This window comes from Pseudomonas sp. FP2338 (assembly GCF_030687515.1).
In the GTDB taxonomy this organism is placed as follows: Bacteria; Pseudomonadota; Gammaproteobacteria; order Pseudomonadales; family Pseudomonadaceae; genus Aquipseudomonas; species Aquipseudomonas salomonii.
Genome location: NZ_CP117436.1, coordinates 561711 through 582095, shown reverse-complemented (window position 1 = coordinate 582095; position 20385 = coordinate 561711). Strand labels below are relative to the sequence as shown.

Below are 20385 nucleotides of genomic sequence, written 5' to 3'. Positions count from 1 at the left end.
CTTCTCTGTTGTACTTGCACCCGACGTAACCCGCGGCCCGGCTGGATCCAAAGGGCGACATTATATAGCCACTGTCTTAACATGGTCGGCTTTCTCTATTCTGGAACGGCTTTACTGTATGCACTCCAAGCGCCTTACCTACGGCACAAATCGCGTTTTCGACTTCCTGGTCCTCTGGATTTTGCCCATTGGCTTGTTGTTGCTTTTGAGTTCGCTGTTCTTCGTCAACAATCGCAATGTCATGCACCGCGGCTTCTACATTTTCTTCGCCCTGCCGGCCTTGCTCTTGCTGTGCCTGCGCCCACGGGAACTCAAAGCGTTACTGCGCGAGCCGCTGGTGCTTGCCTTCACGGCGTTTTGCGCATGGGCCATGATCACGGTGCTCTGGAGCCCGGAGCCCACTGGCGACTCGAACCTGTTCAAGATCCCGCTGCAGACGTTCATGCTGTTTGCCGGCTGCGGGCTGCTGCTGCACTACCGCAATGACCTGTTCAAGCCGATCTTCTTCAGCGCCGCCGTGATTGCGCTGGTGGTGACGCTGTTAAACCTGGTGGCATTCGTCAAAGGCTTTGCGCCGAGCATGCGCATGATTGGCGGCCTGGGCGCCCTGGACAACCCGCTGCTCAGTTCCCACCTGTTCGGCTTTTTCTGCGTGTATTGGCTTTACCTCTGCGTCACCACCAAACGCTTGCGCGTACTGTGGCTCAGCGCACCTGCCCTGGCGGTCATGGCCCTGGCAATTCTGGCCACCGGTTCCAGGACGCCATTGGTTGCACTGGTGATGGCAGTCCTTTGGATGGGCCTGCTCAGCCGCAACCGGCGCTCGGCGCTGATGATTGGCGCCCTGGTGCTGGCGGCCGCCGGCCTGCTGCTGTTTTACCCGCAACATATCACCGAGCGCGGCAGCTCATTTCGCTTCGAAATCTGGCAAATCATCCTCGAACGCATCTCCGACCATCCATGGCTCGGCCACAGCTACGACTCCGAACTGTATGTGAAACCTGCCAACTACGATTTTGAACCGCTGCGCGAACCCCACAGCTTTGCCTTGGGCGTGCTTTATTACGTCGGCATCATCGGCTTTATCCCGTGGATCTTCATGCTGGGCCGCGGGCTGTACGCAGGGCTTAAGGAACGCGCGCAGCCGCTGTTTATCCTGACCTCCTCGCTGCTGGCCTATGGCATTGGCGCGGGGCTCACCGAAGGCGGTGGCATCCTGTCGCGGCCCAAGGAGCACTGGTTCCTGCTGTGGATCCCCCTCGCTCTGATCGCCGGCCTGAGCATCGCCAAACGGCGCCATAGCCTGCTGCGCATTGTGGTGAGCACGCCCAAGCCACAGGCATTCAAAGCCCTGTGCGAAGGCGCTCATATCGTCGAGGAAGATGGCCTGGGGCCTAAAGTCCTGCGCCTGGGCGATGGCAGCTACCTCAAGCTGTTCAGGGCTCGACGCTGGTACACCTCGGGCACATTCAATCCGTATTCGGAACGGTTTGCCTGCAACAGCGAACAGCTCCAGGCACTGGGCATTGTGTCACCGCCGATCCTTGACCTGTACAGCCTGCACGACGGCAGCACCGCCGTGCGTTACCAGCCACTGCCGGGCCTGACGTTGCGCCAGGCCTTGCAAAGCCTGGACAGCAGCCTGCGCGAATCGCTGATCGAACGGTTCGGCCGGTTTATGGCCCAGTTGCATGAGCGCGGTGTCTACTTCCGCTCCCTACACCTGGGCAATGTATTGCTGCTGGAAGACGGAGAGTTCGGCCTGATCGACGTGGCGGATATGCGCGTCTATCCGTCAGCGCTGCGCAACACGCTGCGCCAGCGCAACCTCAAGCATATGCAACGCTATGCGCAGGATCGCAATTGGTTGTTCGAAGCGCACTTTGAGCAATTGGCCAAGGGCTATGCCTCGGTGGCTTCGCCGCACGCCACGCAGAAAATCCGCGAGCAGGTGCTGACACTCGCACGCCCGGCGGCCTGAGGTCGTATTCGGCACAAACAGATGTGGGAGGGAGCTTGCTCGCGAATGCGGTGTGTCAGTGACAGATAAATTGACTAACCCACCGCATTCGCGAGCAAGCCCGCTCCCACAGTTGACCGCATGCGGTTTTAGAGCTGCTTTGCTGTGGGAGCTGGCTTGCCTGCGATGCAGACACCTCGGTACATCAGGTACACCGAGTTGATGCCATCGCAGGCAAGCCAGCTCCCACATTTAGATTGCGGCACACACGGTGAAGGTGTGCTGCCCTGATCTTGGAATCAGTCTTTTTCCAGCGGGGAAAAATACAGGCGACCCAAGCCGCGCCACGTCTTCTTGTTCCAGGCCCGAAACGGGATCTGCGCCAACAGCTCCCTCGCCAATGCACGGTTGCGGTTGGAGGTCTTGAGGAACATGGAGCTGAGGAATTTGTAACGCACCTCGTCGTACAGCGGGTGATCACTGAACAACGCGTAGGTGCGCAGGATGTTATCGATCATGAATCGATGATTCTTGTACGAATTGGTGGCGTGCTTGCGGTAGCGCGCCATCACCACGTTCAAACCATCGATGAAGTACCCGGCGTGGGTGATCTTCAACTCGATCAGCAAGTCTTCCAGGCGAATCTGCGGGTCAAACCCACCGACCTTTTCCAGCGCCTCGCGCCGGATCATCAGCGTAGGCGCCGGCGGGTAAGGTTTGCGCTCCAGAAACATGTCGTCGAAATCCAGGCGTCGAAACGGCACATCACGGCGCTGGCGCTTCTCCGGGAACAGCTCACCCTGGGAGTCGATCAGCTCGATATTGCCCGCGCAGATGCCCACCTCAGGCTTGCCATCCATATAGGCCACCTGGGTCGCGATGCGCTCGGGCATCATGATGTCGTCCGAACCGAACGGCACGATCAGCGGCCCCTGGGACCGCGCAATCGCGCCGTTGAGGGTGTTGGTCAGCCCCTGGTTCTGCTGCACACGAAAATCGAACGTATGATGTTCCTGCAGGCGACGGATGCGCTCGACACTGTCGTCTGTCGAGCCATCGTCGACCACCAGCAGTTCGATGTTGGGATAGGTCTGGTTCAACACACTGAGGATACTTTCCTCAATGTAGGGCGCATGGTTATACGACGCAATGATCACCGTGACCAAGGGCTGACTCTGGTTCATACATTCTTCCCGCGTGCTTGAGCCAACCCTGAATCGATCAGCTCCAGGTACTCCTGACGGAATACCTCAATGTCGTGTTGCGCCTGAAGGTACTGGTAGGCCTGCTCGCCTTTTTGTGCGAGCGCCTCGTCGGACAGCGCCAGGTAGGTGTCCAGCGCCTCGGTCAGTTGGGGCACGTTGGCCGGCTCCACCGCCAGGCCACCGGCGCCTTCGATCAACGGCAACATGGCCGGCACGCTGGAGGCAATCACCGGCAGGCGGCCGCTCATGCCTTCCAGCAGCGCCAGGCCCAGGCCTTCTGCGAGCGAAGGCATTGCCCAAATGTCAAAGGCACGCACGTATTGCAGCGCGTTTTCCTTGAAGCCCAACAGGTGCACGCGCCCATCCAGGCCAAGGTTCTTGATTTGCGTGGCCAGGTTGGCCTCTTCGCGCCCGGCGCCAATGATCGCCAGTTGCGCGCTTGGGTATTTTTCTTTGAGCGCCGCGAACGCTTGCAGCAAATAGGTGTGGCCTTTGACCGGCACCAGCCGGCCCAAGGCGCCGATCAGGCGCACCGAAGGGTCGATGCCCAGCAACTCGCGCGCACGCGTGCGTGAATGCTGCAAGCCTTCGGCCTGCTCGATGTCGATGGCATTGGTAATCGCGTAGGTATTCTGGTCGGTAAACCCGCACTGGCAATCCAGCAGGTATTGCTTGACCGCCGGTGACACCCCGACAAAGCGCCAGTGCGCGTCGATCCAGCGCTGCGCCTGCTTGCGCCGGTACAGGCGGTCATACTCGCCAAAGCCGTGGGAGATGCCGATGCACAGCGGGATCTTCAACCAACGGTTGAGCTGCAACATCATGTTGACCGGCTTGAAGCGGTTGCACACCACCACGTCGAACTGTTCGCGGCGGCAGAACTTATACAGTTGCCACATGGCGCGCAGCCGCAAGCCCTTGAGCGACTTGTCGGAAAACTCGAAGTAGACCGACTTGGCCGCCCGGCTGACCGGTTCGCCAGGCGCCGGCTTGCCACGCAGGAACGCGGCGGTGACCTCGTAGCGCTCGGCAGGCAATGCCTTGACGATCTGCTCGGCCAGGTCGGCAAAGTCATGGGATTTAACATTGTAGTCAGGCTGCAGTTGCAGGACCTTGAAACGCCGACTCATAACTCTCCTCGATGGAACCCTGTGGCATCAACCACCCAGGCTGTTTCAGCCGCCAGCGTCTGGACGTACTCGGCGTCAGGCTCCGTTAGCAACGGCCACTGATTACGCTTCCAGCAGACAAAATGGAAATACGGAAATTCCCGTTCACCATCCCTGTCGTTGGTCAGGCGGCCCTTGTTCCAGAACCATTGATGCGGGAAGCGATCACTGCCGTCGTGCCATTTGATCACACCACCGGGCGTGCTGAACGCCTCGGTGAACTCACTGCGCCGACGCCATGGGTTGAACTTGCCGACCAACTCGAACAGCGGCTTGGGGAAATTCTTGCGCCACAGGAAAATCCGACTGAAGGCGCCTTCATCCAGCGCATGATGCGCCTGATCGGTAAAACGCGCCTCCCAATCCTTGATGTGCATGAACGCATGCCGCTTCCGGGGCGTGTTACGCATCAGGCACAAATGCCCGGCGACCCGCCGCTCGTGGGTTGAAAACAAGTCATAGCTGGCCAAGCGCTCGGCGGTGAAATACTCGCGCAGGTTGCCGTAGATCAGGTCCAGATCGCCAAACGCCCAAAAATCGTAACCGTTGAGGCGGTCAGCGTGGATATGCCCCAGCGCCGGCTTGATGTCGCACAACTTGTACGGCGCCTGGGGCGCAAAATTGATGTACAGCCGCTGGGAAACCAGCGCGCAGTAATCGGCAAAGGTGATGCTTTCGATGCGGACATTGTCCGGCACATTGGCCGGCATCGGGCAGTCGCTGAACAGCAACCAGTCAATGTCAGCGTTGTGGCGGCAGCTTTCGAGAAAAAACGGCATCCAGAATGGCCAGCGGCCAAAGTAAGGAATAATGAAAAGGATGCGGGGGCATGGATTGCTCAAGGGGGACTCACTGTCATTTGGTACTGGAGCGCGCTACGCGCCACCACGTTGCTTAACGTTACTTGTGCTTGATGAACCAAAAGAGTTCATGACGCCGAATGGCCTTGCGGAAAAACTCGTTCTCACCCCACGGCGAGACGGCCCTTCCAGCCAGCAGACGCTGTATGACTCGCCGCACCCGCCGTTTGAACGGCATCTGCGGTTGCAAGTCATGCATCATGCCCAGCGACATGGCCTTTTCACACTGCCGCTCCTCCGATACTGGCAGGCAATATGGTTGCAAAATGTAAGAGGAATCGAAGCATGGCGGCAAAGCGACACTATTGCCCGAATCCCCCATCGGCCAGCGGTCGTTGTCATGCAGGTGGTTGGCGTAGCCGAGCAAGGTAGTCGGCTGCCATTCCAGGCCCTGCAAGGCTTCCAGGACGGCTTGCTGCGCGCAGATATGGTCGGGGTGCGGATCGATCACCGGATGCGGCAACACGATGACCTCAGGACGCGCCCTCAACAGCACGGCACGCAGGTCCGCCAGCAGGTTGTTCCAGGTCGGCTGGCCGTCGGCATCAGCGGGCAGCGGGAACGGGTTGAATTGGCGAAACAGGCGAATATCGCTCAACTCGGCTTCCCGCGACGCAATGGCACGTGCAGGCTCAGCTTTCATCGCCGCCAACTGCAGGCAAAAGTACCCGAGCTGAACGCAGTGTTCCTGCGGCACGCCAGCCCAGCGCGGCACGGCAATACTGTCCCAGGCTCGCAGCCGGCCCTTGAGGCGTGCCGCTTCAGGCTTGCCCAGGCCCATGTGCTGATAATGCTCGGCTTCGATCTCTCCGGCGGTCAGCGTCACAATCCAGGGCTGTGCTGCCTGGCTGTACAGGCCAAAGGCAGCCAGTTCGGCGTCGTCGGCATGCGGTGCAATCACCATCACCCGCTGCTGACGCACATCTGGCTGGCGGAATACCGACAGCACAGGCTCACCCTGTACTCGGCAAAACCGGCCACGCAATAGCAACTGCCCAGCGAGCAAGGCTTGCGCCTGGCCGGTGAGGTTGAGGTAGCGCAGGCCGTTGACGCCGCGCTCGAACACTTGGCGGTCGCCGCCCGGCAACGCGACATACGGGTCGATAAAACGCCCCAGCAGGTTGCTCTTGAGCCGCAGTGCGAGGATCAAGGTCTCATCACCCGCCAGCTCCAGCGCCTGGCCCAGCACCAACCGGCCCTTGTCCAGGGTCACCTTGGGCTGTTCGGTATCGGTGGCAAATTGATACTGATAGTCGTCTTTGGGCGAGTAAAACAGATGGTCGGCGAACCAGGCTTCATGGGCCACCCAGGCCAGCACCGCCAACAGCAGCGGCAACCACCAGGCCACCAGCACACCCACCGCAATCAGCACCAGCAAGCTGACCAGCAGCCCGATGCGCTTATTGCGGCGATGGCGCTTGAGCAGCGCCTGCTTGCGGCTTGTCGAGGCACTCATACGGTGAACACCGGCACGGGGTTGCACCAGCGGTCCTTGTACTCACGGTCCGCGCGGCCGAACGAAAAGCGCAGGGGCTTGCCGACTTCACGCGCCTGTTCCCAGGCACTTTGCGTATTGAGGAAGCTCAGCACGCTGCCGGGGCTGAAGGCACGGGTTTCGGGGTCTACGCCGCCATTGATGTATTCGACGCTGACCCACTGCCGCGCTTCAACGCGATACACCAGCTGCACGGCAATCGGCGCATCGTTGAGGAAAATCACCGATCCGATCAGCCACTCACGCAGCAGCTCGATCACCTGCGCCATGTGCGCGGCACCGGTGGCCGCGAAGCCCCAGCGGCGCTGGAACAGGTCGCAGTAGATCGCCGCCAGCTCGGCGCTGGAGAAGTCCTGCACCGGCCGCACCACACCGCCCGCTTCTTCCAGCAGGCGCAATTCACGGCGCTGGTTATAGCGAAACTTTTTCGACAGTTCTTCAGGCGTACGCGCCATGGCCAACTGTTCGGCCTGAAGCTTGATGCCGATAAAACGGCCTTCATTCAGGGCCGACAGGTAACGCGCGCGATGGCGCAGCGGCGCCTGGGCATCGACGGCGGCGGGCAGGATCAACTCGGCGTTGCCGAGGTCGAACAAGCCTTTTTTGCCATTGCGCTTGAGCACGTCCTTGGACAACGCCAGGTCGCGCCCCCAGGTCGCAATGCAGGCTTTAAGTTCGCCGCCCTGCTCCCAGGCCAAATAGCGCACCGGAATTTCGGCCAGCCCGGCCAGACGCTCGACCACCTGCGGATGGGTGGCGACACTGCCGCCAAAACGCTGCCAGGCATCGCTGTAGGTCGGCGCGTCAACGACCGACCAACCGCGCTCGCGAAAGCCTTGGAATCGATTGAGCATCAAGCCCTCGCGGTCAGTTCGGTGACAGCAGGCAACTGCCAGAAGGTATCGCGCACGGCCTGATCCGAAAACCGCTGGTGCAGGCGTTCAAGCATCATCTCGGCGCACTGCTGGTGCTGCTGACGATCCATCGCGGCCAAATGCCGAAGGCCCTGCCCCAAGTGGTCGGCATCGCCAAACGGAAACAGGATGCCCACGCCTTCAACCACTTCCCGCGCGCCGCCACACGACGTGGCGAGCAGCGGCACGCCAGCGGCCATGGCCTCCAGCAGCACCATGCCGAACGGCTCGTGGTCGGAGCTGAGGGCAAAGACGTCGAATGCACGGAAATACCGGCGCGCATCCGGCACCTGGCCGAGGAACAGTACCTGTTCGGCAATGCCCAGCTCGCGGGCCAGCGACTTGAGGTCTTGCTCCAGGCGGCCGGTGCCGAGGATCGCCAACCGGCTCTGCGCCGGCAAATGCGGCAAGGCCAAGGCAAAGCCTTTGAGCAAGGTGGCTTGGTCCTTGTCCGGGTGCAGGCGGCCGACATTGCCGACCACCCACTCATCCGGCGACAGCCCCAAGGCATCACGCGCCTCATCGGCCGACACCTGCAACGCTTGCATGGCCTGCACATCGATGCGGTTATACAAGGTCTGGATACGTGCCGCCGGCCAGGCCGGGAGGCAGCGGCGCATATCGTCGCGCACCGCATCGGACACACCGAGCAGGCTCAAGCGCTTGCTGAAAATCGAAGCAAACAGCTTGCGGCTGCGGCGTTGATAATCACCAAAGGCGTGATGCACGCCGATCACTGGCAGGCGTGTACCGAGCAAGGCGATGTAGATCGGCTTGAAGCGGTGGGCGATGCAGAAACTGAAGTTGCGCGATGCGGCGATCTTGCGCAATTCACGGATGGCGCCCAGCTTGAGGCCACGAATGGCCTTGGAGCTGAACTCCATGAACAGCACTTCATCAGAGGCGCAACCGGCGGCGACATCGGGGTCGGCGACCCCGGTGAGAAACACCGTGGTCACCTTGTAGCCGGTGCCTGCGAACAGGCTGGCGTACTGCCGCGCGCAGTCCAGGAACGGCCCGTCATAGCCGTGGCAGAACTGCAGGACGTGGCGTTCAGCCGACCGAGTCATAAGGGTCCACGCCGTCTTTGACGACCAGGATGTCTTCCATGATCAGGTACTGCAGGTCGGAGCCGAAGAACATGTTCAGCGCGTCGGTCGGCGAGCAGATCATCGCCTCGCCACGGCGGTTGAGCGAGGTGTTCAACGACACGCCGTTGCCGGTCAATACTTCCAGCTCTTTCATCATGTCGTAGTAACGCGGGTTGTATTCGCGCTTGAGCACCTGGGCGCGGGAGGTGCCATCTTCATGGACCACTTCCGGTACGCGGGTTTTCCACTCTTCAGACACTTCAAAGGTGAAGGTCATGAACGGCGCCGGGTGATCGACCTTGATCATCTGTGGAGCCACGGTGTCGAGCATCGACGGGCAGAAAGGCCTCCAGCGCTCGCGGAACTTGATCTGGTGGTTGATGCGGTCAGCCACGCCGGTGGCGCTCGGGCAACCGATGATCGAACGACCGCCGAGGGCACGCGGGCCAAACTCCATGCGGCCCTGGAACCAGGCCACCGGGTTGCCGTCGACCATGATTTTGGCGATGCGCTTGGGCATGTTTTCGATCTGGCGCCATACCGGCTTGCTTTCGTGCTTGGCGCACGCGGCAATCACGTCTTCGTTGCTGTAGGACGGGCCGAGGTAGACGTGTTCCATCTTCTCCACCGGCACACCACGGGCGTGGGACACATAGGCCGCCGCGCCCACCGCAGTACCAGCATCACCGGACGCAGGCTGCACGAACAGCTCTTTAACGTCATCGCGGGCAATGATCTTCTGGTTCAGCTTGACGTTCAGCGCGCAACCACCGGCGAACGCCAGCTTGCCGGTGTCCTTGAGGATGTCGCCCAGGTAGTGGTCGATCATCTGCAAGGCCAGTTTCTCGAACAGCGCCTGCATGCTGGCCGCGTAGTGGATGTACGGCTCGTCGGCGATGTCGCCTTCGCGCTTGGGGCCCAGCCACTCGATCAGTTTTGGCGAGAAGTAGAACCCTTTGCCCTTCTCTTTATAACGGCGCAGGCCGATGACGTTGGCGTAGTCGGTGTTGATCACCAACTCGCCGTTTTCAAACGAGGCCAGGCGCGAGAAATCGTATTTGCTGGCGTCACCATAGGGCGCCATGCCCATGACCTTGAACTCGCCGTCGAGCATCTCGAAACCGAGGAACTCGGTGATCGCGCCGTACAGGCCGCCCAGGGAGTCCGGGTCGTAGAATTCCTTGATCTTGTGGATCTTGCCGTTTTCGCCGTAGCCGAAGAACGTGGTGGCGTACTCACCTTTGCCATCGATGCCCAGGATCGCGGTTTTTTCCTGGAAACCCGAGCAGTGGTAAGCGCTGGAGGCGTGAGCCAGGTGGTGTTCAACCGGTTCGATCTTGATTTTCTTCGGATCGAAGCCCAGTTGCTCCAGGCACCAGACGATCTTGTTGCGGTAGCGCTTGTAGCGACGGTTGCCCATCAGGATCGCGTCAAGGGCGCGGTCCGGGGCGTACCAGTAACGCTTGGCGTAGTGCCAGCGCGCCTCACCGAACAGGCTGATCGGGGCGAACGGGATAGCCACCACGTCAACGTCGGAAGGCTTGATGCCGGCTTGTTCCAGGCAGAACTTCGCCGATTCGTAGGGCATGCGGTTCTTTGCATGTTTGTCGCGTACGAAGCGCTCTTCTTCGGCGGCCGCGATCAGCTTGCCGTCGATATACAGGGCTGCGGAAGGATCATGGCTAAGGGCGCCGGACAGGCCAAGAATCGTCAATGCCACTGGGGTCTAGCCTCTTTTAGTCTGCATGCAGGCGGGTTGCGCCTGAAAAAAGTGTGCCTCCCGCCTGAGCGAGAAACAGCTAAAGGGCGGGATTATAGCGTAAAAGAGGTAGGAAGCTGTTAGCTGCGAGGGACTAGCGCAGCTCAATGCTGCCATCGACATTTTGCTGGTAGATCGTGTAGGGCAAGATGAGCGTATCCAGAACAGCGGAGAGAGGCACATCGATAAACGCCCATGGCACGTCGTTCAACGCGATCCCGCTTGCGGAATTCGGCGGCCCATGCAGCACGCAGAGGTCATAGGCCACCCCGCTGTAGATACGCGGAACAGACTGACAATAGGTTTTTTTCGCCTTGAGCGTTCGAACCGTTGCGCCATCCTCACGGAACGCCGTGGTCACGGTGCCGCAGCCGCCCAGAACCAGAAACCCGCCTATCAAGACCCACAGGCCTGCTTTTTTGCCTTTCATGGTTGCCTCTAATCCTTGCAAAGGCGAGAACCTACCATCATCGCCGACGACTGACAGATAACTCGAAGCTCAAAACGGTGTAGGAATCTTCTTCTTCGGCAAAAGCAGGAGGGAGCCGTTAAACTCGCGCTTTTCTTGCGCCGACGTCTATCCCTTGCGTCGCGCCACTGATCCGGCTTCCCGATGAATACACCCCCACCCGTTCCCCTTGCCCTGCTGCTGCTCGGCTTGAGCAGCACCGTCCTGGCCGACGATGCCCCTGTGATACTCGACCCCAGCGTCGTTACCGGTTCACGCAGCGCCAGCCCGACCTTCGACCTGCCGTACTCGGTGGACAGCATCAGCCACGCGCAGATCAGCGACGGCCAGCTCGGCATCAACGCCTCCGAAGCCTTGTCCCGCGTACCGGGCCTGGTGGTGCAAAACCGCCAGAACTATGCCCAGGACCTGCAGATATCCTCGCGCGGCTTCGGCGCGCGCTCGGCGTTTGGCGTACGCGGCCTCAAGTTGATCGCCGACGGCATCCCGGCCAGCACCCCGGACGGCCAGGGCCAGGCGGCCACCTTCAACCTCGACACCGCCGAGCGCATTGAAGTGCTGCGCGGCCCGGCCGCCACCTTGTATGGCAGCAATGCCGGCGGCGTGATCCAGATGTTTTCCCGCGACGGCGAAGGCCCGCCGCGCATCGGCGCCGAAACCCTGGTGGGCAGCGACGGCATGAGCAAGAACCACCTCACCGCTGAAGGCGCGGCGAACGGCGCAGGTTTTGTGCTCGACGCCTCGCGCATGGACACCGATGGCTATCGCGACCACAGCAGCGCGCGTCGTGACCAGACCTTTGCCAAGCTCAACGTGCAGCCCGATGACGACAGCAAGTTGGCGCTGATCTATAGCAGCCTGGAGCAGAACGGCACGCAGGATCCTTTGGGGCAAACCTGGGAAGCCTACAAAGCCGACCCGCGTTCGGTCGCGCCGGCTGCGTTGCAGTACAACACGCGAAAAAGCATCGATCATCAGCAATTGGGCATGAATTACGAGCGCTATATCGGTGATGCGACGTTACAGGTGAACGCGTATACCGGGCGCAGGAGTGTGATTCAGTACCTGTCGATTCCGGACAAGTTCGCCAGTGGCGCGCCCAACCCGGCAAACGCTCGCGGCGGCGTGGTCGCGTTCGACCGCAAGTTCTACGGCGGCTCCGTCCACTGGCTGCAACCCATCACCAGCGCCCCCGGCGAGTTGACCCTGATCACCGGCCTCGATTACGACCGCAGCCAGGATGACCGCCAAGGCTATTCCAACACCCTGGACGGCGTGCACGGCGTCAAAGGCGCCCTTGGCCGCGATGAGATCGACACCGCCACCAGCCTCGACCCGTTCGTGCAGGCCAACTGGCTGCTGGGCGACTGGACCCTGCAGGCCGGCCTGCGCCACAGCAGCATGAAGATGGACGTGGACGACCACTTCACCAGCGACGGCAATGACAGCGGCAGCAAGACCTACCAGAAGAACACGCCTTCGGTCAGCGTGATGTACGCCTTTACGCCGGACCTGCATGGCTATGTGAGCGCGGGCAAAGGCTTCGAAACCCCGACCCAGGCGGAGTCGGCGTATTCGAGTAGCGCCAACGGTTTTAACTTTGCGCTCAAGCCGTCGGTCAGCAAGCAGTATGAAGTCGGCCTGAAAGCAAAGCTTGGCCAGGACACGCGCCTCAACGCTGCGCTATTCCAGATCACGACTGACGACGAGTTGGTCGTGCAGCAATCCAGCGGCGGTCGCACCACCTACCAGAACGCCGGTAAAACCCTGCGCCGAGGCTTCGAGCTGGGCCTGGAAAGCCAACTCAGCGAACAGTGGAGCACCACCCTCGCCTACACCCGCCTGCAAGCGACCTACGACAGCGACTTTACCAACAGCGGCAAGGCTATCGACAAGGGCAACTACCTGCCCGGCGTGCCGCAAACCACCCTCTTCGCCGAGCTGAACTGGAAACCCCGCGACTGGGTCAGCACTGCCCTCGAAGGCCTGTACCGCAGCAAGGTCTACGTCGAAGACACCAACCAGCAACGCGCCGCGCCGGGCTACAGCGTATTCAACTGGCGGGCGCGCTTTGAGCAGAAGGTGGAGCACTGGACCTTTCACCAGACGGTGCGCCTGGATAACTTGCTGGATCGCCAGTATGTGGGTTCGGTGATAGTGGGGGACGGCAACTTCCGCTACTACGAAGCGGCGCCGGGGAGGTCGTGGTATGCGGGGGCTGGGGCTGAATATCAGTTCTGAGTATCGCCACCCTACTTTTGAAGGTGCTCACATCCCCTGTGGCGAGCAGGCTTGCCCTGCTCGCCACACAAGCCTGCTCGCCACAACAGCCAACCGGCCACAGACTTTGGGTTAAACCTGCTTGGGCAAACGTGCATCGATCAGCTGGTACAGCGCACTGCTCTCAGGCCAGTTACGCATAAACCGCGCGCGATCCTTGGCGAACGCCGGCGCGAAGCTGGCGACCGAGCTGTGCTGACACATGGCGTCCAGGTCGATCAGCGCCCAGCGATCCTCGGCCCAGAACAGGTTATGGCCCTTGAAATCACCATGGCTGATGCGCTCGCGGATCAGCTCGGCGAACAAATGGTCCAGGGCCAGCAGTTCATTTTCAGGCGCATCGCCTTTCTCAACATAGGGCGCGAAGCGCTCGATGATGTCCGGCCCCGGCAAGTATTCCGTCACCAGGTAAGCTCGGCTGCGCAGCCACAAAAAGCGTTTTTCCAACACCGCCAGCGGCTTGGGCGTGGCGATGCCCAGGAACGCCAGGCGATTGCCTTCGCGCCACGAATGCCAGGCCCGGCTGGGGCGCCAGAAGCGCTTGAGCCAATGGGCAAAACCCTTGATGTTATAGCGCTTGATCACCAGCGGCCGACCGCCCGCTTCGACCTTGGCAACCGTGGCCGCGCCACCGGTTTTGTACAAGTGGCCTTGGTCGAGCAACGCGTCGGCCTGTTCCAGCACCGGCAGCATCGCCGCCTCTTCCTCGCGACGAATCGCACGCAAGGCAAAGGCGCCACGCACCACGCTGAACAGCGTGCATTCACGGCCAACCTTGTTCAGAAAGTCTTTCAAGCGCCAGGCGCTGACCTTGCGCACCTGTTTTTCCAGGGCTTGCAGCGGCAAGGCGTGTTCGCCGTTGCTCAGCAGGTAGTACACCAGCAATTCTTCGGTGAACGGCTCGAGGTTTTTCGGCAACTGGGCGAAGAACACGCCAAGGTTCTCCAGCACCCGGTTGCGCGACAGCGGCTTGCCCGCCTCCTCAACACGAATTCCGGCGCCGTCAATCAGGTACAGCTTGCCGTCCTGGCGCAGCAGGTTGTCCAGGTGCAGGTCTTCCTGCCACAGGCCTTTGGCGTGCATCTGCGCAATCGCGCCCAACGCCTCGGCGAGTACAGCGGTTTGCTCGTCCGCCAGTGGCGGCAACCCTTCGACCGCCTGCCAGGCATCGGCGAGGCTTTCGGCACCTTCGATAAATTCAAACAGCAGCCAGCCGCCCTCGCCTTCCTGCAAGCCATCGGCCAGCAATTGTGGCGTGGTCAGGCCTTGCTCGGCCAGCAGGCGCACGCCGCTGAGTTCACGCTGAAAATGCCGCGCGGCCTTGCTGCCTACCAGCAACTTGGCCAACACCGGGCGGCCGCGCCAGACGGCGGCGCCCACGTAGCGTTCGCCCGGCAACACGCGCAACAGGTTAAGCAGTTGCAGTTGGCCTATGCCGGCAGCGTCCGCCAGCTCGAGGGTCAGCGGCAGCTCGGGCGTGCGGCCGGCTTTTTTTAGTTCGGACAAGCGCATCAGCGCTTCTCCTTGTGGCTGCGCCGGGCCGTCAGGCGCTCGAACCAGGCGCCCACCAGCGCACTGTCTTCAGGCTGGTCCAGATACGCCGCCAGCAGTTGCCGCACTTGCGCATCCGACCACTGCGGCGCGCGGCGCAGCAACGGCTCCAGGTCCTTGACCCGATCACGCCGGCCGAACAACAGCGGGCGGGTTTTCTCCAGGTCGATCAACTGCGCGGCATAACCGTCTCCGAGCGGTTGCAGGAAAATATGCTTGGGGTAAAAACAGCCATGCACCTGACCCACGCTGTGCAGGTGGCGCGCCAGCTGCCCACAGGCCAGCAGGATCGCACGGTGCTGGGCGTCGCTCAGTTGCGGCCATTGCTCAAGCAATGAGTCCAGGTCATTCCAGCCGTCCAGGGCGCGGGTCAGCAGCATCGCGCGGCGCTCGCCTCCAACCTTGCGCTCACCGAAAAACGCTGCCTGCAACGCCGGAATACCCAACTGCCGGTAGCGGCTGATATTACGAAACTCGCGGGCAAAGGTCGGCTCGCCAAACGGCTTGCTAAGCGTGCGCGTCAGGTAGTTGCTCTGGCGCTTGAGGTAGTAACCCTGGCCTTCAAGCTCCAGGCGAAACACGCTGCTCCAGCCGCCGTCGCTGGTATTGGGTTCATCCACCGCGTCCAGTTGCCTGGCCCACAGCGCATCGAAGTCAGCCAGGCCGTGGCGCGCAAGCAATGCGCGATCATCGGCCGCCAGAAAATCAGTCATTCGCGCCCCTCGAAAAACTTCACCACGTGTCGGATTCGCTGTTTGTCCGAAGCCGTCAGGTGTGTGCGTTGGCGGTATTGCATGTAGAAGCGCAGGCGCTGGGTGGCCGACAAGTGATACTTGGCGACTTTATCCAGGCAGGCCAGGTCCTTGGTAATACGGTACTTGAGCCAGAAACCGCGCCAGAAATCGCCGTTGGGGCAATCGATCAGGTACAGCGTGCGGTTATCGTCAACCAGCAGGTTGCGCCACTTCAAGTCGTTATGGGTAAAACGGTGCTCGTGCATCGTGCGCGTGTATTCGGCGAGCTGACGGCTGATTACGTTGACCCACTGGGGGTCTTTCAAGCACGGATCGTTACGATCGGCCAGCACCGACAGGTCTTCGGTCTTGGGCAACTCGCGGGTAATCATCGCCCCGCGCGCATAAGCCAAACCCTTGCGCTCAAGGCCCCAGGCCACCACGTCGGCGGTGGGAATCCCCCACTTGGCGAAGCGCTTGAGGTTCTGCCATTCGGACTTCACCCGAGGTTTGCCCAGGTAACGGCGCAGGCCCTTGCCGGCACCGACGTAGCGTTTGACGTAGTAATTGACCCCGCCACGCTCCACCCGAATCACTTCCGACAAGGGGTCGCGCGTCAGTCGCTCACCCTGCAAGGCAAACACGGCCTCCAGGCTGCCAAAGTCATCCGCCAGTGCGGCGTAAGCAGGTTCCAGGTTCCAACCCGCCATCAGATCGCATCCCCCAGGCGTTGCTTGCGCGCATACAGCTTGTCGGCCTTGCGCTGCAACAAGCTCAAGGACGCCGACTGCTCGGCCAGGATCTGGCGCAGCGGCTGGCGGAAGTAGCCTTTGAGGAAGCGCAACTTGTCGCGCTGAGTCAGGCCGATGTCCAGCGCCGAGTAGTACAGCGCGGACAAGTCCTTGTCGCGCCAGCGCAGCGGCAGATGGGCGCGCAATTGGGCACGGTGCAGGTCGATCACCGACAGCTTGATAGTGCGCGCATCGATCGGCCGGGACGTATCCAGCAGGAAGTGGCACAGGTAGCAGTCGCGGTGATTGACGCCGCCACGGTGCATGTCGCCGACCATGCGCGCCAGTTCGGCAGTGAGCGCATGGCGCAATGCCGGTGCCGGCGGCTCGGCCACCCAGTTGACGGTCAGGTCTTCCAGGCTGATGGTCGGGGCCAGTTCTTCAGTGATGATGAACGAGTGCTGGTCCGCCGGGTTGCTGCCTTTTTCACCGAAAGCCACGCCGGTCATGGTCGGCACGCCGAGTTCCTGCAGGCGGTGGATGGCCGACCATTCCAGGCCGGCACCCAGCACCGGCAACTTGGCGGTGATCAGGTTCTTGAAGATCTCGCCCCAACCGATGCCCCGGTGGATTTTCACGAAATACGGGCGGCCCTCCACCTCGGTACGCAAGGTGCGACGCGCCGCCAGTTCACGAAATACCTGGCCTTGCAGTTTCTCGACTTCGGCAAAGGCATCACGCCCGGCCCATAACGTCTTGAACGGTTCGGCAAGAATCAACTTCATCGTTTCGGCTCCGCCAGAATCACATCTGCCGCGTGCTGCGGCATGCTGTAGAGGTCGGCCGTCTCGGCGAAGGCCAACCCATTGCGGCCCCAGGCCGCGCGCTGTGCAGTGTCGGTGAGCATATGCATGAGGTACTGGTTGAGCTGCGCTTGTTCAAACGGCTCATCCAGCACCAGCCCGCTGTCGGCTTCGCCAATGTAGTGGGCATAACCACACACCGCCGAGACCAGCACCGGCAACCCGGCCACCAGGGCTTCGAGCAACACGGTACCGGTATTTTCGTTGTACGCCGGGTGAATCAACAGGTCGGCGCCCAGCAGGAAACGCGGGATATCGCTGCGGCCCTTGAGGAACTGCACGTTATCGCCCAGCCCCAACGTGGCGCTCTGCAACTGGAATACTTTGGGGTCGTCCTGGCCGATTACAAACAGGCGCGTGCGTTTTTTAAGTTCGGCAGGCAAAGCGGCCACGGCCTTGAGGCTGCGGTCGACGCCCTTGGTCTTGAAGCCGGAACCGATTTGCACCAGCAGCAACTCGTCGTCACGCAGGTTGAATTCCTTGCGGAAACCTTCGCGGATTTCGGCCGCATTCGGCGGCGCGCGGCGGTCCTGGGCAATGCCCGGCGGCAGCAGGTGGAAGCGCTCCAGCGGCGTGTCGTAATGCTTGATGAACAGCGGTTGCTGCACTTCGGAAATCATCAACACTTCGGTCTTGGCGTCCTTGGCGAACACCGCACGCTCGTACTCGGCAAAGTGCTTGTAACGGCCAAAGCTTTTGTACAGCGAGTGGCGCAGGTTTTGCGCCTTGTCTTCAAAGCAGCCGTCGGCGGCGTAGTACACGTCCAGGCCGGGCATTTTGTTGAAGCCGATCAAACGGTCCACCGGGCGCTTGGCCAGGTCGGCTTGCATCCAGGCCAACAGTTTCTCGTTGCGCCGGTGGTTGAAGAACGCCTTGACCGGCGCCACCAGCACTTCGAAACCGGGGGGAATGTCGCCTTCCCAGATCAGCGTGTAGACCCGAATCGTATGGCCGCGCTGCTGGCACTCCAGGGCGATGCGCATGAAGTCGCGCTGCAGGCCACCGAAGGGAAAATATTTGTACAAAACAAAAGCCAGTTGCATCAGTGCAGCTCCTCAGCCAATAACAACGTGCTTAGTCGGCTTGCCACACGCTCAGGGTTCAAGCGCGTGAAGCACAGGGGCGACTCGCGCTTGATGTCGAACCGACGCAAGTCGTCGGCCGTGGGTTGATAGGTACAGGTTTTTTGCAGGCACGGCGCGCATGGGAAGTCGCTGGCCAGGTGAATCTGGCCCTTGCCGTAGGCGCCGGTCAGGCCCGGGTTGGTGGGGCCGAACAGGGAGATGGTCGGCACGTCCAACGCGGCGGCCAAATGCCCCAGGCCGGTGTCCACCGCCACACAGGCGCGGGCACCGGCGAGCACACGGGCGACGCCGGCCAGGTTGAGTTTGGGCAGCACTTCGGCGTTTTGCAGGCCTTGGACCAAACGCTCGGCGCGGGCTTTTTCGGCGGCATTGCCCCATGGCAATTTCACGTCCACGCCCAGGCGGCCCATGCGTTCGGCCAGCTCACGCCAGTAGGCTTCGGGCCAGTGCTTGGTGTCCCAGGTGGTGCCGTGCAGCAGCAACACAAAGGGTTTTTTCGGCGGCAGGCCGAGCAGCTTGTCGACACTCAGGCCGTAATCGCCCAAGCCTTTGGGCAAGTCATAACCCAGCGCCACGGCGAACAGCTGGCGCAAGCGTTCTACCGCATGCTGCCCACGGGCCACGGCCAGCCGGCGCGAGTAGAAACGCGCAGCCATCGGCTCACGGGCAGAGTTTTTATCAAAGCCGGCCACCGGCGCGCGCACATAGCGCGTCAGCCAGGCGCTTTTGAGCAGCCCTTGGGCATCGATCACCAAATCGTATTTGGTCGACTGCACGCTCTGTTTGAAGCGCCGCCATTCACCGCTCTTGATGGTTTGCCAGATGTTCTTGCGCCAGCGGCGAATCGCCACCGGGATCACTTTGTCCACGGCCGGGTGCCAGGTGGGAATCTCGGCAAAGCCTTCTTCCACCACCCAGTCAAAGCGGATGCCAGGGATCGCCCGCGCCGCGTCGGTCAGTGCCGGCAAGGCGTGGATCACATCGCCCAGGGATGAGGTCTTGACTACCAATACGCGCAAACTAGCGAACCTCGACCGCAGAACCCTGCAACCGCTGCAAGGCTTCATTCACCGGCTGCGGCAGCAACTGACGCATGCAGTTGTAATGGCCAAACCGGCAGGTACGCTCAAAGCACGGGCTGCACTCCAGGCCCAGACGCACCACTTCAACCTTATCGGCCAAAGGCGGGGTAAAACCGGGCGACGTCGAGCCATATACCGCCACCAAGGGGCGGTTCAGCGCGGCGGCTACGTGCATCAGGCCGGAGTCGTTGGACACCACCGAATCGGCGCAGGAGAGTAAATCGATAGCCTCGGCCAGCGACGTGTCACCGCTGAGGTTCACCGCTTCTTCACGCAGGCCGGGGATCAGGCGCTGGCGAATGTCTTCGCCCACCGGGTGATCCTTCTTCGAACCAAACAGCCACACCTGCCAGCCTTCGCGAATCTTCATCTCGGCGACTTTGGCGTAGTGCTCCGACGGCCAGCGCTTGGACTCGCCAAACTCGGCGCCGGGGCACAGCGCCAGCACGGGACGGTCAAGCGCCAGGCCGAACTTGGCCAGCGCCGCGTCACGGCTCACCGGATCGATCTGCAGGCTCGGGCGCGGGTAAGGCGTGGGCAACTCGGCACCGGGCTCGTAGGCCAGCGCCATGAAGCGTTCGATCATCAGCGGGTAGCGCGCCTTGTCGAGGGTGCGCACGTCATTGAGCAACACGTAGCGAAACTCGCCACGCCAGCCGGTACGTTCAGGGATGCCGGCAAAGTACGGCACCAACGCCGACTTGAGCGAGTTGGGCAGCAAAATCGCCTGGTCGTACTGGCCGACCATGGATTTGCCGATGCGCCGGCGCGTCGCCAATTCGAGGGCGCCATGGCCGAGCGGGAAGCTCAAGGCCGCACGCACCTCGGGCATGCGCTCGAGGATCGGCCGGCTCCACTCAGGGGCGAGCACGTCGATTTGGCAGTCGGGATGGCGTTGCTTGAGGCACTGAAACAGTGTCTGCGCCATCACCATGTCACCGACCCAACTAGGCCCAACGATCAGAATATTCATGTAGTTTCCACAAACGATGCGGGGAGGCTTATGCCTCCCCGCATCGACAATGATTGTAGATCGCGCTTTTTGTGGGAGCTGGCTAGCCTGCGATGGCATCGCTTCGGTATGGCTGAAGTACCGAGGCGCCTGCATCGCGGGCAAGCCCGGCTCCCACATAAAGC

Annotated in this window: 17 protein-coding genes; 2 read left to right on the top strand and 15 right to left on the bottom strand. The window is 61.5% G+C overall.

The window, feature by feature from the left end:
• Positions 1–118 precede the first annotated feature (118 nt).
• Positions 119–1981, top strand: a complete 1863-nt coding sequence (locus PSH96_RS02455) for an O-antigen ligase family protein (RefSeq protein WP_305457252.1) — start codon at positions 119–121, stop codon at positions 1979–1981.
• Positions 1982–2259: 278 nt separating this feature from the next.
• Here the strand turns inward: PSH96_RS02455 and PSH96_RS02450 are convergent, their stop codons facing one another.
• The 8 genes from PSH96_RS02450 to PSH96_RS02415 form a co-directional block, all read right to left on the bottom strand.
• The gene (locus PSH96_RS02450; RefSeq protein WP_065930703.1) at positions 2260–3144 is read right to left on the bottom strand and encodes a glycosyltransferase; all 885 of its coding nucleotides are present in this window, start codon (positions 3142–3144) and stop codon (positions 2260–2262) included.
• Complete coding sequence (locus tag PSH96_RS02445; RefSeq protein ID WP_305457249.1) at positions 3141–4295, bottom strand: glycosyltransferase family 4 protein; 1155 nt, start codon at positions 4293–4295, stop codon at positions 3141–3143. Before PSH96_RS02445 ends, PSH96_RS02450 begins: the two co-directional genes overlap by 4 nt.
• The gene (locus tag PSH96_RS02440) at positions 4292–5176 is read right to left on the bottom strand and encodes a DUF6625 family protein (protein WP_305457247.1); all 885 of its coding nucleotides are present in this window, start codon (positions 5174–5176) and stop codon (positions 4292–4294) included. The genes PSH96_RS02445 and PSH96_RS02440 overlap by 4 nt, the downstream gene beginning before the upstream one ends.
• Before the next feature lie 58 nt (positions 5177–5234).
• Positions 5235–6650 (bottom strand): PIG-L deacetylase family protein, encoded by a 1416-nt coding sequence (locus PSH96_RS02435; protein WP_305457245.1) that lies wholly within the window; start codon positions 6648–6650, stop codon positions 5235–5237.
• Positions 6647–7543, bottom strand: a complete 897-nt coding sequence (locus tag PSH96_RS02430) for an antimicrobial resistance protein Mig-14 (RefSeq protein ID WP_305457244.1) — start codon at positions 7541–7543, stop codon at positions 6647–6649. Before PSH96_RS02430 ends, PSH96_RS02435 begins: the two co-directional genes overlap by 4 nt.
• Entirely contained in the window at positions 7543–8673 is a 1131-nt protein-coding gene (locus tag PSH96_RS02425; RefSeq protein WP_305457242.1) for a glycosyltransferase, read from the bottom strand. The genes PSH96_RS02430 and PSH96_RS02425 overlap by 1 nt, the downstream gene beginning before the upstream one ends.
• A complete protein-coding gene (locus tag PSH96_RS02420) occupies positions 8657–10414 on the bottom strand; it encodes a carbamoyltransferase (RefSeq protein WP_305457240.1) in 1758 nt (585 codons plus the stop codon). Before PSH96_RS02420 ends, PSH96_RS02425 begins: the two co-directional genes overlap by 17 nt.
• Positions 10415–10547: 133 nt before the next feature.
• Positions 10548–10883, bottom strand: coding sequence for a YceK/YidQ family lipoprotein (locus tag PSH96_RS02415; RefSeq protein WP_305457238.1), 336 nt, complete (start codon positions 10881–10883; stop codon positions 10548–10550).
• 183 nt (positions 10884–11066) lie between these two features.
• Here PSH96_RS02415 and PSH96_RS02410 point away from each other — a divergent pair, with 183 nt between their 5' ends.
• Entirely contained in the window at positions 11067–13163 is a 2097-nt protein-coding gene (locus tag PSH96_RS02410; protein WP_305457236.1) for a TonB-dependent receptor, read from the top strand.
• 111 nt (positions 13164–13274) lie between these two features.
• Here PSH96_RS02410 and PSH96_RS02405 read toward each other — a convergent pair whose 3' ends face one another.
• From PSH96_RS02405 to waaF, 7 genes are read right to left on the bottom strand one after another with little or no spacing between them, the layout of a single operon-like run.
• Positions 13275–14714 (bottom strand): lipopolysaccharide kinase InaA family protein, encoded by a 1440-nt coding sequence (locus PSH96_RS02405; protein WP_305457234.1) that lies wholly within the window; start codon positions 14712–14714, stop codon positions 13275–13277.
• Positions 14714–15466, bottom strand: coding sequence for a lipopolysaccharide kinase InaA family protein (locus tag PSH96_RS02400; RefSeq protein WP_305457232.1), 753 nt, complete (start codon positions 15464–15466; stop codon positions 14714–14716). Before PSH96_RS02400 ends, PSH96_RS02405 begins: the two co-directional genes overlap by 1 nt.
• Positions 15463–16197, bottom strand: coding sequence for a lipopolysaccharide kinase InaA family protein (locus PSH96_RS02395; RefSeq protein WP_138817155.1), 735 nt, complete (start codon positions 16195–16197; stop codon positions 15463–15465). The genes PSH96_RS02400 and PSH96_RS02395 overlap by 4 nt, the downstream gene beginning before the upstream one ends.
• Positions 16197–17003, bottom strand: coding sequence for a lipopolysaccharide core heptose(I) kinase RfaP (gene rfaP / locus PSH96_RS02390; protein WP_017138513.1), 807 nt, complete (start codon positions 17001–17003; stop codon positions 16197–16199). The genes PSH96_RS02395 and rfaP overlap by 1 nt, the downstream gene beginning before the upstream one ends.
• On the bottom strand, positions 17000–18124 hold the full coding sequence (locus PSH96_RS02385) for a glycosyltransferase family 4 protein (protein ID WP_305457229.1): 1125 nt from the start codon (positions 18122–18124) through the stop codon (positions 17000–17002). Before PSH96_RS02385 ends, rfaP begins: the two co-directional genes overlap by 4 nt.
• Entirely contained in the window at positions 18124–19185 is a 1062-nt protein-coding gene (gene waaC / locus PSH96_RS02380) for a lipopolysaccharide heptosyltransferase I (protein ID WP_305457227.1), read from the bottom strand. The genes PSH96_RS02385 and waaC overlap by 1 nt, the downstream gene beginning before the upstream one ends.
• Before the next feature lies 1 nt (position 19186).
• The gene (gene waaF / locus PSH96_RS02375) at positions 19187–20221 is read right to left on the bottom strand and encodes a lipopolysaccharide heptosyltransferase II (RefSeq protein WP_305457225.1); all 1035 of its coding nucleotides are present in this window, start codon (positions 20219–20221) and stop codon (positions 19187–19189) included.
• Positions 20222–20385 lie beyond the last annotated feature (164 nt).